Origin of the sequence: Streptomyces sp. NPDC017890 (assembly GCF_044328675.1) — a bacterium.
In the GTDB taxonomy this organism is placed as follows: domain Bacteria; phylum Actinomycetota; class Actinomycetes; order Streptomycetales; family Streptomycetaceae; genus Streptomyces.
In genome coordinates this window covers 7410-21409 of the sequence record NZ_JBIRHU010000025.1, presented here as the reverse complement: position 1 = coordinate 21409, position 14000 = coordinate 7410, and the positions used below count along the sequence as shown (strand labels likewise).

Below are 14000 nucleotides of genomic sequence, written 5' to 3'. Positions count from 1 at the left end.
GACTGGTTTGTGGCTCAGGACGTACACGTGGTTCTGGGTCAGGCGAGTTGCGACGGTTGGCGCTGGTACGTGATCAGCGGGTGATCAAGGGACACTAGGGGCTGTCCGGCGGAGCATGTGACCTCCGGGGGACCTGTTCGTTGGCGTGTTCATGCTGCGGGAAGATCGAGGAGTGGGCCCGGCTGAAACCGCATCTGCTGAAGTCCGGGGAGCGCGTCAGCCGTTGGGCTGGCCACCGCAGGGTCATCAACGGGATCCTCTACCGTCATCGGACCGGGGTGCCGTGGCGGGATCTGCTTATGCGCTTTGGGAAGTGGAAGACCGTGTACGAACGGCACAGACGCTGGTCGGCGGAGGGCACGTGGGACAAGCTCTTCGCGTCCGTCCTGGCCGACGCCGACGCGGAAGGCGGCATCGACGGGTCCATGGTGAGCGTGGATTCCACCACTTGCCGGGCTCAGCAACACGCTGCCGGAGCGCGAAGAAGACCTCCGCGAGTGCCGGGGAAAAGACGCACGCCACGGCAGCACCGCCACGACGAGGGCCTCGGACGCTCCCGGGGCGGAGCGGGCCTACGTCCTCCACGGCACGGTCACCGTGGCAGCGATCCGACTGTGGCTCCGCTCATGACCTGCACGACAGGTCTTAGCTGCCGGTCCGCCCGTCGACGAGCTCACGCACGACGTCGAGGTGGCCGTTGTGGCGGGACGTCTCCTCAATGAGGTGGAGGATCACCCACCGGAGGTCGACGTGGCGGCCGTCGCTGATGGGACGCTTGGCCGTCGAGTCCAGGTCGTGTTCGGACACCAGGCGACGGTAGCGGGCGCTCTGCTCCTCGTACTCGGCGAGAAGCTGGGGCAACGGGATGTCGACTGCTGTCCGCATCTCAGGGTCGGGATCATCGTCGGTCGCCTCGGTGAGCGGCCCCGCGAGCTCCTCGCCCAGAAACATCACTTGGAACCAGTAGTACTCGACCCAACGCAGATGGCTGATCAACCCGCACAACGTCATCAGCGGCGAACTCGGGAGCGGGGCCTTGCAGGCGTCTTCGGCGGACACGCCCGCACACTTGGCGCGCGCGGTGTCACGGGCGTAATCGAGGAAGGTGACCAGCTGCGCACGCTCGTCCCACGCAGGGGGCGTGTCGGTTCGTTGAGTCATCGCCAGGAGTTTCCCGCAGTTCGGAACGAGTGTCGACCCAATTGATCGGAAGCACCGTCAAGTGCCACAGCACCGGCCGTGCTCGAGGAGAGCCTGGCAAGATCCGCCGTCAGGCCACTACCCGTCCTCATTCCCCCTACCGTGGGCGGGTCTTGAACGGCAACGACGAGGCCGAGCATGTTGCCGTCGGGGTCGCCGAACCTCGGTCCGCTTCCGGCCGGCGGTCCCGACCAGGGCGCCTGCGAACACCTCCGGGTGTGCCTTCGGTGACGCGGGGGCAGGGTCCTGGCGGCGTCGTGGGGCCGTCGCGGTCGGGGTGGTGGTCAGCCGGCCGACACCACGGCGGCGTGGAGCTCGCGTACGCCCGTGGTGCGCGGGTGCCGTTCAGCCAGCGCGTTGACGATGCTGCGGATCGCGGGCCGGTCGCGGACCTCACCCGGGCTGGCCCGGTGTGCGTCCAAGAGCGCGCGGGCCGTCTGCTCGGGCCGGTTCCACGCCCACCAGGCCCGTGCCATGTCCGTGCCCAGTCTCGCCTTGCGCTCGGCGGTCGGGAACTGGTCGGGCCGCAGGTCCTTTCCCGCCTCCAGGGCAGCGCCGGCGTCGCCGAGTGCCCAGTGCACACCGACCGCGTACAGGTCGACGGCGGCCGGGCTGATGGGGAACAGGCGGCCCGGCGGGGGCGACCCGGGCAGTTGGCGTGCGGAGTGACGGGCCTCTTCGACCATGGCCAGCGCCTCGGCTCGCTGTCCGCCCCGCGCGGCCGTGTATGCCAGCGTGCACAGCATCTGTGCGTACGCGGCCGCCGCAGCGTCCGTACGCAGGCCCGTCGCCTCCACATCGGTGGCCGCCGAGGACATCAGGCGCTGTGCCTCGCCGTGGCGGTCCTGGTGGCGCAGGACGATCGCCAGCTCCCGGGCGGCGGCGGCCGCCGCGAGCGGGGAGCCGGACACCTCGGACCAGGTGCGGGCGCGGTCCGCGGTGAGCCGTGCCCGCTCGTAGGCGCCGACCTTGCTGAGGACCGAGGATGCCAGGGAGTAGACCGAGGACAACCGCGCCTGGTCGAGATTCCGACGGGAGGCGGCGGCACGGTGGCCGTCCGCGATGAGACCGGGCAGCACGGCCAGGAGTCGGCTGTGGGCGCCCTTGTCGTACAGCTCCCGGGCGGCGGCGAGGCGGCCGTCCAGCGGCCCCAGGCCCCTCGTCGGTGCCGGCGTGGCGGCAAGCGCTTCGTCCAGTCCCATCAGCAGGGCAGCCGGTCCGGCGGCCGCCGTGGCGGTGAGCAGCGTGCGGCGGCGCATGGGGTCCTCCTCGGCGTCACGCGGACTGGCCGTCACTCTAGTGCCGGCCGGTGCTGCCGTGGACGGTGGCGCCAAAGAAGACATCAGGGTGTGTCGGGGTACGCCGACCTCGGCCGCCGCCAGGTGTACGAGCGTCAAGTCGACTACCCGTGAACGCCGTTCGAGCCGGGACACCGTTGCCGCGGAGCAGCCGATCCGCTCCCCGAGGTCGGCCAGCGTCCACGCCCGGTGCTCGCGCCCGAGCCGGATCAGGGCACCGGGACGTCGCTGTTCGGACAACTGGCGTGCTGTCGTGCTGTTCCAGAGCGGGTCTACGGGCACTGGACCCTCCCACGCCGCACCACCGGGGGCGTCTCACGGTACGGGTGTCGCGGACCGGCGTCGAGACCGCTTGCACACCGTGCAAAGGCCTTGCACCGCACGACAGATGACCACAGAGCGACCCGGCCGCCGCGGTGTGCTGGTCGCGTCGCCCCGAGCCGCGGGGCACCGTCCATCGGAGGCATGATGGCAACCTTCGCCGCACTCCCTCTGACCACCGGCCCGACGACCGGCACGGCCCGTTCCGCCCGCGAGGTCGTGCCGGCCGCCCTGTGGGACAAGCAGGTCGGACTCCTCATGCGGGACCACCCCTACGACTCCGTCATGGCGGCCCGGGTCCTCGGCCAGGGCTACGCCTACCTGCTGACCGCGATGCGGCACCGGAGCGAAGGTCTCGGGCTGGCACCGAGCACGCTCGTCGACATCGGCGTCCACACCGTCATCCTCGACACCGTCGGCTACGTCGAGCTGTGCGAGCGCTTCAACGACGGTCACTTCCTCCACCACGTCCCCGAGATCGACTTCAAGGACGACGGCTCGGTGCTGCGGACGGCGGACCTGATCGCCGCCGACGGCTGGGAGGTCGACCTGCCGCTGTGGGCGGACGCCGCCCAGTGCGGCCCCTGTCACCCGGGCAACGACTCGCACTGACCTCGCGGGGTGCCCACAGGCCCCGGTCGCCCGGCCGGGGCCTGTGGGCACGCCCCCGGGTGAGATTCCGTCGACGCGCCCCGCACGCTGTCGACGCCCGCCAGGATGGGCCGGGTGACCATCACCCCCGCAGACCTCTGGCATCACTACGGCCGCACCCGTCACGCCACCGACCGCACCGTGCCCGACCGCTTCTTCTGGAGCTGGAGCCAGGACGGCGGCCCCGGAGCCGAGGCCCTCGGCGACATCACCGGGCGCCGTATCGGCGACCTCGGCGCAGGCGCCGCCCGGCACGCCGCGCACCTGGCCGTCCACCACCGTCCCGCCCGCATCGTCGCCGTCGACGCCTCGCCCTCCCAGCACGCGATGGCCGGCGACCTGTACGGCCATCTCTCGTCGAGGCTGCGGCTGGTTCACTCCGACGTGGTCCGGCATCTGCACGCCGTGACCGACAACTACGACGTGCTCTACAGCGTCTTCGGCGCCGTCGACTTCACCGAGCCGCGCGAGCTGCTGCCGGCGGCGGCCTCCGCGCTGCGCCCAGGTGGCCGGCTGGCGTTCTCCACCCTCGCCCATCACCTCGGCGGCCGGCCCGCGCATGCCGACGTGCAGCACACCCGGATCGGCGCCAAGACCCCGGACGGCGAGGCGGCCACCATGCACCGCTGGGTGCTCCAGGAGCAGGTATGGACCAAGCTCCTCGACGAGGCGGGGTTCACCCGGATCAGCACCGAAAGGCTGCCCGGCGGAACTGGGCCGCGCGCCGCCGACACACTCCTGGTGACCGCGTTCCGCACGGACCGGCCCGCCGCGTAACGACCCGGTCGCCCACCCGGTCCGGGTGCTCACCGCGTCCCCTGGATGCGTTCGACCACGGGCTCGGGGAGGCGGACGGCGCGTTCGCAGGCCCTCGTCCGCAGTCGAGGACGGGGATGCCCTCGAGGTCGTACTCGTCCGCGGCATGCAGCCGCGAGTTCCCGCACCTCACCGGTGCGGGCACCTCGACGTGTGAACCGCCGCCGATCAAACCGGCCGCCGGGGTTCGAAGCCGTTACCTGCCCGGGGCCGAGTGCCGCGTCGCTTCGGCCGGGACAGTACGCCGTGGGCGGTCCGATGCCGTGCTCGTCAGAGGGGCTGTACGGGAAAAACTGCAACGCAGCGGGCTCGGCCCGTTCGCGTTTCCGCAGATGTCTCTGCGGCGGTGTGTCCGGTCGCCGATCCGATTGTCCCGGGCAGGCGTGCCGTCTGGGTCACGGGGCGGGCATCTCGCGTGGCGGTTGTTCCGACCTGGTAGTCCGTCCGGGGAACTCGATCTCGATGATGGTCCCGGATGCCTCGTCGGCGAGTTCCGGTTCGCCGCGGTTCAGCTTTGATTTGAGGGTCGCGAAGCCCTTCTTGACGTACGGGGCGGCTTTGACCGCCGCGGTGGTCACCGCGATGCCCACCGCGGCGGCGCCAGCCATGGCCAGCTTGAGCTTCGCCTCCGCCTCAGCCTGCGTGAGCCTGGCCCTGTCGTCGGCGAGGGCGTCGGCCTCTGCCCGGGTGAGCAGGTCGTCGTCGGCCGGGAAGAGCACGCTGTGGCCGGCGAGGTGGTTATCTTCGTCGCGCAGGAGGCTGCTGCGCCCGCCCGGCGTGGTGCTCGACTGCGAGAGGCGGGTGTCGGCCGGGTACTCGACGATCATCTTCTCCCGGACCATCCCGGGCCCGTCTTCAGTGGTCATGGGGCAACTGTAAGGACGGGGGCGGCCGTCGAGAGGCGTAACGCCTGAGACTCCCACTCCAGCTGTGAAGGTGACGCGCCCCGGTGGGCCTCGCCCCACGAGAGCGGGAAGTCATGTCTCCCCGGCGGGCGCCAACCCGAGCAGGCTTGACAGAACAGAGCGCCCTTCCCCCTCCCGGATCGGGTCGACGCCTCGTCAGCCGCCCACCAGGGCTGACGAACGCTCAGCGCACGATCTGACACGGATGTTCCTCAGACCCCGGTCCGCCGCAGGTCGCGACGATCACGGCCGGGACTCCGTCGCAGTGAATCTGGTATTTACCGCGACAGAGCCTCGGAAGGCCGTCAAGCGAACACACGTCCCATCGGCAGCTCCCGGAGCGGCACCGTCGCTACCGACGCCTGCCGTACCGCTGGCCTTCATGTCCGTGCGCCGTAGCTACACGAGGACAGGGCCGTTCCACATGGCAGGTTCTATGGGACTGGGGCGGCAGTGCCTTCAGAAGATCGCGGATGACGGGAGGGGTTACGCACTTGCCAGCTCAAGATATGTGACGGGCGCTTACAGTGCGCGACCATCGGGGAACGGGGTCGCGTTCCGGGCCGCGCGATGCGCGCCGACTCGTGGCGCGTCAACTCGTGGCGTGGTGAGGCGAGTTGTAGGATCTTCAGGTTGTTGCTGTGTTAGCGTGATCATGTCGAGTCGATAAATGTGCGACTTTGGTGGAGGGTGCGCCCGAGGGTAGGTGTGGACCGACACCTTTTGACGGCGTCCTGCGGGGTCGGACCACTCGCACTCAACCTTCCGGGAATCACATGTGTGAAATGGGGAAAATTGAAGTCTTCTCGCTTCCGTAAGATCACCGCTGCGGCCGGTGTCACCGCGGCTGCCGTGATGATGTCCATCGCCGGTACATCGAGCGCGTCGGCCGTGGTCATTCACAAGGAAGAAATCCTCACCGCCGAGGTGTGCGTCATCCGTGGCAACGGAATGGTCGCCAACGGGACCGCCATCGGGTTCACCTGCAACCCGAAGCGCGAGCCGGTCTGGGTTCTGACCTGGTGGTAGGGCGCGTCGGAGGCGGGCTGTCCGTCCGGCAGGGAAGAATCAGGGGGCGCGCCTGACGCGGCTGCATTTCCTTCAGCCGTGGTGAACGGTCCATCGACTCGGTCGGTGGACCGTTATGCCCTGGCAGATCAAGGCGTTCGCCTCGGTGCGGATCTTCGAGGCCATCTTGTCGAAGTGGAGAACCCCGGCAGCTCCAGCCCGGCCTCCACGACCTTCTCCAGCGCGATGTTGATCAGGTCCGCCGGCCGGTTTTTCGCCGCGGCTTCCTTGCGGATCGACTGCTCGGCGATCCGCCGGGCCTCCGCCTGGTCGTACACCACGCCGACCCGCTTGCGGACCAGGCCCCGGTGGTGCTTGGCGGTCCGCTCGGCCCGGTACACCGGGTTGGCGGTCCGCTCGGCCCGGTACACCGGGTTGGCGGTCCGCTCGGCCCGGTACACCGGCAGCGTGCCATCCGGCAGCTCCACCTGCCGCCGGACGAACTCCACCACCTGCTCCGGCACCTCCTCCAGTGCCGGGAAGCACCCCATGCGCTGATACGACTTCAGCATCAGCAGCAGGGCCAGCAGATGCTCATCCCCGTCCGTCGCCCGGCCGCCCACTCCAGCTCCTCGCGAGTCGACGAGAAGAACAGATGCAGTTCATGGCGCGGTGATCAGCCGCTGGAACCGCGGATACGCGGTCCGCTCGATCGATGTCACAACCCACCCCCGGCCCCAAGACGATGGTCAACATCACCACCAACGACGCTGAGCCGATCGGGTGGCGGGCCGGAGGCTCAGGGCTTCAAGATCAATTCAGGTGACCTGCGAGGTCGTACGCCAGGCTGAGAGATCCGCAACGGGGTCCTTCAGGCCGGGGAGCGCGTCAAAGTCCCGTCATCGCCGTGGCCCGCGGCACAGTGGCCGCACCGAACTCAACGATCTGATGGGCGAGTTGGGTGAGCCGTTCGCTGGTGGGGGTGTCGGTGCAGTGGCCGTCGCGGTGGAAGAGGGGGGTGCCACCGGTGTTGAGGGTGACTCCGAGGGGTGTGGGCCAGCCGCGCATGGCGTGGACGACGGAGCGCAGTGAGGTGAGAGTGGTTCCGCATGCCTGCCAGCCGGCCGCGGTGACGACACAGCCGACGGCGCGGTCCTGGAAGTAGGGGCGGGTGTCCTCGCGGAGGTCTTCGAGGAGGTCAAGGGCGTTCTTGACGAGGGCCGAGATGCCGCCGTGGTAGCCGGGGGTCCCGATGATGATGCCGTCGGCCCGGCGGACGGTGTCGACGAAGTCGAGCTGGGCGTCGGTGCGCTCCGGATGCTCGGGTGCGTAGTGGGGCAGAGAGGCGAGGAACGTACCGCCGAAGTGCCGGGTCTCGGCGCCCTGCGCGGCAGCGGCGCGCAGGGCCGTGGCGACGGCGAGTTCGCTGGAGGAGTGACGGCGGGTGGTGCCGCCTATTCCGACGACGAGCATGTGGATCACGTGTCCTTGCGGAGGCTCAGGATGTTGCGCGGGGGGCGTTGCGGCTGGAGTGCTGAGCGCCGACGAGCCGGATTCGGCTCTGTCCGCGGGTGTGGAGTCGCCGGCACGCGGACGGTGTCGTCGGGGAAGGTTCTGCCTCGCCGGCGGTGATGCCCTCCTGAACGTGTCCGGCCGGTCCCGTCGGGTCATGGCAGCTCGTGCGCCACTGGTGAGGCTGGGGCTCGTGCCGGCTCCTTCGGCGGTTTGTCAGCAGGCGACGGTGATCCGCTGCCGAAGGGCAGTCGGGCGCTCGACTTCGTCGGCGAGCGCGAGGGGAGAGGGCGAGGGCGAGGGCGAAGCCCGGGACGGAGATGGCACTGTTGCCGTCGTTGTCGGTCAGGACCTGGTCCCCGCCGAGCCCGGTGGCGCGTGCGAGCCCCCGCATCCGGCGGGCTCACCACGGGGCCCGCATCAGCTGATGTCGGTCTCCGCAGCGGGGCCCATGCGGTGAGGATCGTGCCGCCTCGGCACCGGTAGCGAGTGATCGCTGTCCGGCTGGAGGTCTGATCTCTGCTCCGCCCGCCTCCGGCCACCACCTCCCACCGGGGTAGTAGCGCCGAAGGACACTTCTTGCTTCGCTTCGGATGCTTTTCTGCCGGCCACACCGGGACAGCTGTAGATCAAGCCGACCGCTCCCCGGGGCGCCGGGACTCTACACCGGCTGTGTCCAGTCTCCCGGAAGAAGGGGCGGAAGGCCGAGGCGGTCGACTGTTTCCGTCCACTGCCTGACCAGCTTGAGTCCTCCGAACATCCCTGACGGAGAACGCAGTTCGGGTAGGTTCTCACCGAGGCCAAGCCCCTCCTGCACCGACGTCACCCACTCCTCGAGTCGTGCCAGCCAGGGCTCGGCCGCCGAGGGATCACTCACAAGTCCATTCGCCTCGTGGACAAGCCGGAGGCCTTCGGTGCGAAGCGACTCCGGCGCACAGGTGATCTGGTCGAGGGCCCCTCCCTGTTCCTGCCAGTACGGCTCTCCGCCGTTCCGCAGACCGCTCACCTGGAGACCCGCCAGAACCAGATGGCGACTTTGCGCGGCCACCATCCGCCACTGGCCGGCACGTATTCCGCCACCGATGTCCTCCAGTGCTCCCTGGATGACCAGCAGCGTGATCACGGATCCGTGACTGACAGATGAAACGTAGGACTGCAATCCACTCACGCTTCGAACGCTCACGCAAAACCTCTTCAGTGAAATAGAATCAGGCAGGACGGGATCGCCGCTCACATGTGACCGGCGGAAAATCCGGCCTCCTTTTCATCCACCCGCTGCATGCCGAGCCAAAGCATGTCCTCACTGAAAAGCGCCTCGACATCGGGGTCCCACTTCTCCGACAGAGCGTAGGTCCAGGTACCGGGTTCACCGACGGTGCTCTTTTTTGAAACCAGCGACGCCCGCAACCCCCACCGGGACACGATGTGCTCCTTACCGAACGACTCCCACGAGGTACCGACAGCCGGCTGCAGGCTCAGCCGCCATGAACCGGTGTCGACATCGGCGAGGTAGGAGTGGAGCGAATCTTCCACGCGCTCCATGTAGTGAGGTACGTCGCGCGCGCACGGCGGAGGGCTGATCGCCAGCTCGTACGCCGCCAGTGCTCTGGAATCCTCCAGGCGCTCCAGCTTCTCCCCCAGCCATTTCCATTTGAAGTAGCACTCCCCACGGGCCGCCGCGTGACGCTCGAGTGCCGCCATGAGCGCCTCACCCGCTCGTACCCCGGCCACCAGGGGCTTGTGGGCCTGCAGAGCCTTGGCCGCCGCCCACATGCGGTGCGCGTCCACCGCATGCCAGTCGCTTATCCACTCGTATGCTTCGGCCTCCAATTGCTGCTGCCAGGCAATCCACTGATCGGTGCCGGAAAGCGGAATACCCAGACCGTACCTGGTGATGACATCGATCGCCTTGCGTTTCTTCCCGATATCTCCTGGATTCATCTCCTGCGGAGGCCACGTAGTCGAGCTCATTTCGTGGCGCCTGTCCAGGAGCTGTCGAGAGCCGCAGGTTATTCCGTCGACCCGCGCGCCGTTCGGGTATGACATCAGCGGAAGGGTACTGGCCACGTCATTTTCCACGACGGCGTAAATGTCCAAGTCGCTGGTGTCGTTACCGAATCCGGCAATGACCGACCCGGCGGCGACCACTAGAAGTGGCTCCCCGAATGCTTTGTCTACCTGATCCAGCACCTGCTTTTCCGTGAGGTCATACCGTTTGATGTAATCGCGATACCTGTCGAGCCGAGTATCATCCATCGGTCGGTCCATTCTGATTCGGTGCATGTGAGTGCGCGGTACCGGTCCGGCTCCCGTCAGGCGCGCCAGGGGCGCGGGACGCGGCGGGCCGACGTCTCGTGGGTCTTTGCCCAGCGCCGGATCGACCGGTACAACACGTCCCGCGTGTCCGGGACCCGGACGGTGACGTCGAAGGGGTCGGTCACCGACAGATAGCCCTGATAGGCACGGAAGGCGGTCACCTTCAGCAGCTGCATCCGATCCAGGTACTCCTCGGCGAACGGCAGGTAGAAGCGGTTCCACTGCTGAGGTGTCACGTAGGGCAGGCGGTCCAGCGGGGTGACACCGTTCTCGGCGCGCCAGTCGTTCAGAGCGTCGAGTACGGTGTCGAAGGCCTCACCTACGCGCTGGGCGTCATCGCCCCGGCCGAGAACGGACAGCCGGTGCCCGCGTGGTGGGCCGGAGTCGAGCAGCCGGGTGACATGAGCGGCGATGTCGTCGGTGCTGACCATGTCCAGCAGGCCCTTCTCCTCCGCGACGAGCGCGGGCACAGCGCCGTTGCACATCGCGGCGGGCAGCCAGAAGAAGCCGCTGTAACGGTCGAGACTGCCATCCGCCCTGGCTCCTACGACGATGGGGAAGCGCACGATGTCGGCGTTGTCCCGTTCGGCGTGGACCAGACGTTCGGCGGTTGCCTTGGACCACTCGTAGGAGTTGCGGTAGGCGTCACGGGAGGGTGAGGTGATGTCCCCCTCCAAGCCCGTGACGAACGAGGAGGACAGGTGGACGAAGTGGGTGTCGGGGCCGGCCAGGGAGAGCGCCGCACGCAGCGGACGGACGTTGGCCTCCTCGGCGTCCCCGTCCGGCAGACCGAAGCGGGTGTCGGCCACGCAATGGACGATGGCGTCCCAGGAACCGCGCAGTTCCGCCGGGGGCTCCTCCTCCCCCATGCGCCAGACGAAATGGTGCGTGCCCTCGGTACCGCCGCGGCTGACGCTGTACGTCGGGCGGCCGGCCGCCCGCAGCGCGCGGACGACGGTGCTGCCGACGGTGCCGGTAGCACCGGTGACCAGGGTACGGGTGGACGCGGTCACGAGAGCGGCGCCGTGACACGTCGCTCGATGGCCCGCAGCATGTCCTCGGCGTTCTCCTGCAGCGCCTTGGTGGCGACCGGATTGAGCATGTCGGCGAGCAGCGGGATACCGATCTCGAAGTCCACGGAGAAGGTGACGACCGATGTGTCGTCCGTGGCCTCTTCGACCCGCCAGTAGCCCGTGAACATGTCGAGGTCGCCGGAGACCTGGTCGAAGGACATGAGCCTGGAGCCGTGGTCGAGGGTGTCGGCCTCGATCCACTCCAGGACCGATCCCTTCAGGAGTACGGACCACTCGCTGGTACGGGCCCCGCCTTCGGTCTCCCCGATCACGGTGACCGACTCGACGTTCTCCATGTAGGTGGCGTAGTCCTCCAAGCGGATGACAGCCGCCCAGGCTTCGGCGGCCGGAGCCTTGATCGGCAGGTTGACCTCGACATTCGGCATGGTGGTGTGTCTCCTTGTGTGGTCCGTGAGGGGGGTGCGCTAGGGCTGGCGTATGGGTCAGTCGGCCGGGTCGAAGGTGATGTCGCGAGCCGTGCAGAAACGACCGACGACCTCGTCGCAGACCAGGAGGGACGGCGGGTGGTGGTGGACGGCCAGTGAGTCGAGGGCGAGCCCGGCCGCTTCCTGTCCGCGCCCGTAGAGGCGGCTGCCGACGACCGGGGTGAGGGCGGCGAGCACCCGGTCGCGGGTGTCGCTGAGGGTGGCGCGCAGACCCACCGCCGAGGCCATGGCCGCCTCTCCGGTGATGGCACCGGCGTCGATGTCCGCGGCGAGTTGGCGGCAGGAGCCGCCGAGGGTCAGCAGTTCGCGGGTGGCCCGGCCGAGGAGGGCGGTGCGCGGGCCGAACCGCCCCGACGCGGTCACCCCCTGGCAGGCGGCGTCCAGCAGACCGCTGAGGACACCGTGGTAGGTGGCGGTCAGCAGTACGGAGAACCAGGCCATGCCGGAGGTGACGTTCTCGTCGATGACATCGGCGGGTCCGCGGTGGAAGACGAGCCGGTCGTCGACCTCGACATCCCGCAGGACCAGCCGGGCGGTGTCGGAGTCCCGCATGCCGAGCGAAGGCCACTCCCCTTCGACCGTCAGACCGTGCGAGGTACTCGGGATCAGGGCGAGGATGGTCTCGTCGGTGCCGGTGACGCGGGCCGTCAGACACACCAGGGTGGCGGTGGTGGCCAGCGAGCAGGGATATTTGACACCGCTGACGCGGTAACCCTTCTCGATCGGGACGGCCTCGGAGCGGCTGGTCATGAAGTTGGGGCTGCCACCCGGCTCGGCGAACGCGGACGCCACGAGAGCGCCCGAAGCCGCGATGCCCTCCAGCAGCATCCACGTGCTGTCGCGGTGCCGCTTCCAGTATTCGACCATCAGACCGACGGTGAAGGCGTGCATGTTCAGGGCGACGGCCGCGGAGGGGTCGATGCGACCGAGTGCGCGCTGTGCGGCGGCCATCTCGACCAGGCTCGCGCCGGCGCCGCCGAACTCCTCGGCGATCGGCAGCGCGGCGTACCCGCCGGCGGCGAGGTCCCGGATACGTTCCGTGCCGGTGGCTCCCTCGCGCGGTCGCGGCGGCGTCCACGCCGTGCTCCAGCCGGCGTCCAGCAGAGCACGGTGCGGCGGTGCGCCGTCCTCCGGTTGTTCTGTCGCGTCCACGGCAAAGCTGCCCATGGTTCTCCCTTCACTGGTCACAGAGCGGCCGGCCCGGTTCTCGGAGTGCTCGGCGCGGTGTGACGGACCGACTCTAGGCAGCGAGGACGGCCCAGTTCAGTGAGTGTTCCTTTGTGCGGAACGCGAGATCGCGCGGGCGCCGCCTGACCGGTCGTCACGGATCCACGACGGTGGGGAACGGCATCGAAGCGCGGGCAGCGGGGACGAGGCCACGCTCCGGCGGCTCCCGGGCCGGGAGGTGCCCGAGTACGTCATGACGTCGGGCAGAGAACCGCCCACTGCGTGCCCGACCGCGCGCCGACGGCTTCGGTGTCCGATTCGCGTGCCGCGGCGAGAGGGCCGTGGACCACGTGGAGCCCGGCGGCGTACCGCTCAGGAATAGGAGAGTTTGCGGCTCTCGGCTCGGAAGAAGGCGAGAGCGACGACGGCGAGACCGGCCGCGAAGGCGCACAGGACTGCGGCGGGGAGCAGGACGTCCGCGACACCGCCGCCGCGGAGGATGACCTCGTTGAAGCCGCGCATCGCCCAGTAGCTGGGCGCGGCGGGGGCGAAGGGACCTGCCCAGTCCGGCATCGCCGACTGCGGGGTCAGGGCTCCGCCGAGCCCCGCGAAGACCAGGGCCAGAATGTTGGCGATGACGAGGAGCTGGGAGAGCGTGCGGCACAGCGCGACAAGCGCCATGCCCAGCATGACCACGCAGAGCGCCAGCGGCAGCGCCACCACCACCAGGCCGAGGTAGGAACCCGAGACCTGCAGGCCGAACAGCAGCCCGCCGACGACGAAGATGACGGCGAGCTGGAACACGGCTGCGGCCAACGGGACGACCAAGCGCGCGGCCAACAACTCGACCGGGCGGGCGGTGCTCGCGCGCAGCCGGTCCCAGGTGTTCCAGCCGTGCTCGCGGAACATGGAAAGGCCGATGATGTTCACCATGAAGAAGAGGAACATCACCGCCATGCCGGGGACGCCCTGTTCGGCTCCGTTGGCGTCGGCGGCCTCACCGCCGGCCCGCAGGGCGGCACGGAATAGGGGCTGCATGAAGCCCATGATGAGCAGCGGCATGACCGTGCGGACCAGCAGAGGCGTGTAGTCGCGCATCAACAGCCGGACATCCTGCCGGACCAGGGCGGTGATCCGGACCAGCGCACCGTCACCCATGGCGTACCACCTCGACCCTGCCGTCGCTGTCCGACCTGCCGTCGCTGTCCGACCTGCCGTCGCTGTCCGACCTGCCGTCGCTGTCCGACCTGCCGTCGCTGTCCGACCTGCCGTCGCTGTCCGACCTGC

The 14000-nt window shown here is 69.0% G+C and carries 14 protein-coding genes and 1 pseudogene; 4 read left to right on the top strand and 11 right to left on the bottom strand.

The genetic code is table 11. The features are described from left to right. Nucleotides 1-164: 164 nt before the first annotated feature. Nucleotides 165-611: pseudogene (locus ACH4F2_RS28730) on the top strand (IS5 family transposase); the annotation flags it as partial. 34 nt (nt 612-645) lie between these two features. On the opposite strand, the gene ACH4F2_RS28725 reads toward ACH4F2_RS28730, so the two are convergent. Both ACH4F2_RS28725 and ACH4F2_RS28720 read right to left on the bottom strand, forming a co-directional pair. Next, nucleotides 646-1161 carry a DinB family protein gene (locus ACH4F2_RS28725; protein WP_398135659.1) on the bottom strand — a complete coding sequence of 172 codons (516 nt, stop codon included), beginning with the start codon at nt 1159-1161 and terminating at the stop codon, nt 646-648. 323 nt (nt 1162-1484) lie between these two features. Then, on the bottom strand, nt 1485-2780 hold the full coding sequence (locus ACH4F2_RS28720) for a helix-turn-helix domain-containing protein (protein ID WP_398135658.1): 1296 nt from the start codon (nt 2778-2780) through the stop codon (nt 1485-1487). A 186-nt stretch (nt 2781-2966) separates the two neighbouring features. Here ACH4F2_RS28720 and ACH4F2_RS28715 point away from each other — a divergent pair, with 186 nt between their 5' ends. Both ACH4F2_RS28715 and ACH4F2_RS28710 read left to right on the top strand, forming a co-directional pair. Next, nucleotides 2967-3431, top strand: a complete 465-nt coding sequence (locus ACH4F2_RS28715) for a hypothetical protein (RefSeq protein WP_398135741.1) — start codon at nt 2967-2969, stop codon at nt 3429-3431. A gap of 105 nt (nt 3432-3536) precedes the next feature. Beyond that, nucleotides 3537-4247 (top strand): class I SAM-dependent methyltransferase, encoded by a 711-nt coding sequence (locus ACH4F2_RS28710; protein WP_398135657.1) that lies wholly within the window; start codon nt 3537-3539, stop codon nt 4245-4247. A gap of 434 nt (nt 4248-4681) precedes the next feature. Here ACH4F2_RS28710 and ACH4F2_RS28705 read toward each other — a convergent pair whose 3' ends face one another. Further along, the gene (locus ACH4F2_RS28705) at nt 4682-5152 is read right to left on the bottom strand and encodes a hypothetical protein (protein WP_398135656.1); all 471 of its coding nucleotides are present in this window, start codon (nt 5150-5152) and stop codon (nt 4682-4684) included. Nucleotides 5153-5971: 819 nt separating this feature from the next. Between ACH4F2_RS28705 and ACH4F2_RS28700 the strand changes: the two genes are divergently transcribed. Further along, nucleotides 5972-6220, top strand: coding sequence for a hypothetical protein (locus ACH4F2_RS28700; RefSeq protein ID WP_365424050.1), 249 nt, complete (start codon nt 5972-5974; stop codon nt 6218-6220). 128 nt (nt 6221-6348) lie between these two features. On the opposite strand, the gene ACH4F2_RS28695 is transcribed toward ACH4F2_RS28700, so the two are convergent. From ACH4F2_RS28695 to ACH4F2_RS28660, 8 genes are all read right to left on the bottom strand, one after another. Further along, a complete protein-coding gene (locus ACH4F2_RS28695) occupies nt 6349-6822 on the bottom strand; it encodes a DUF4158 domain-containing protein (RefSeq protein ID WP_398135655.1) in 474 nt (157 codons plus the stop codon). A 265-nt stretch (nt 6823-7087) separates the two neighbouring features. Further along, nucleotides 7088-7672: an NADPH-dependent FMN reductase gene (locus ACH4F2_RS28690; protein WP_398135654.1), complete on the bottom strand. Its 585-nt coding sequence runs from the start codon at nt 7670-7672 to the stop codon at nt 7088-7090. A gap of 700 nt (nt 7673-8372) precedes the next feature. Beyond that, nucleotides 8373-8834, bottom strand: coding sequence for a hypothetical protein (locus tag ACH4F2_RS28685; protein WP_398135653.1), 462 nt, complete (start codon nt 8832-8834; stop codon nt 8373-8375). Nucleotides 8835-8941: 107 nt separating this feature from the next. Then, nucleotides 8942-9979: a hypothetical protein gene (locus ACH4F2_RS28680; protein WP_398135652.1), complete on the bottom strand. Its 1038-nt coding sequence runs from the start codon at nt 9977-9979 to the stop codon at nt 8942-8944. Nucleotides 9980-10023: 44 nt separating this feature from the next. Continuing rightward, nucleotides 10024-11040 (bottom strand): NAD-dependent epimerase/dehydratase family protein, encoded by a 1017-nt coding sequence (locus tag ACH4F2_RS28675; RefSeq protein WP_398135651.1) that lies wholly within the window; start codon nt 11038-11040, stop codon nt 10024-10026. After that, nucleotides 11037-11486: a type II toxin-antitoxin system RatA family toxin gene (locus tag ACH4F2_RS28670; RefSeq protein ID WP_398135650.1), complete on the bottom strand. Its 450-nt coding sequence runs from the start codon at nt 11484-11486 to the stop codon at nt 11037-11039. The genes ACH4F2_RS28675 and ACH4F2_RS28670 overlap by 4 nt, the downstream gene beginning before the upstream one ends. Nucleotides 11487-11543: 57 nt before the next feature. After that, nucleotides 11544-12713 carry an acyl-CoA dehydrogenase family protein gene (locus ACH4F2_RS28665; RefSeq protein ID WP_398135649.1) on the bottom strand — a complete coding sequence of 390 codons (1170 nt, stop codon included), beginning with the start codon at nt 12711-12713 and terminating at the stop codon, nt 11544-11546. A 372-nt stretch (nt 12714-13085) separates the two neighbouring features. Then, nucleotides 13086-13871, bottom strand: coding sequence for an ABC transporter permease (locus ACH4F2_RS28660; RefSeq protein WP_398135648.1), 786 nt, complete (start codon nt 13869-13871; stop codon nt 13086-13088). Nucleotides 13872-14000 lie beyond the last annotated feature (129 nt).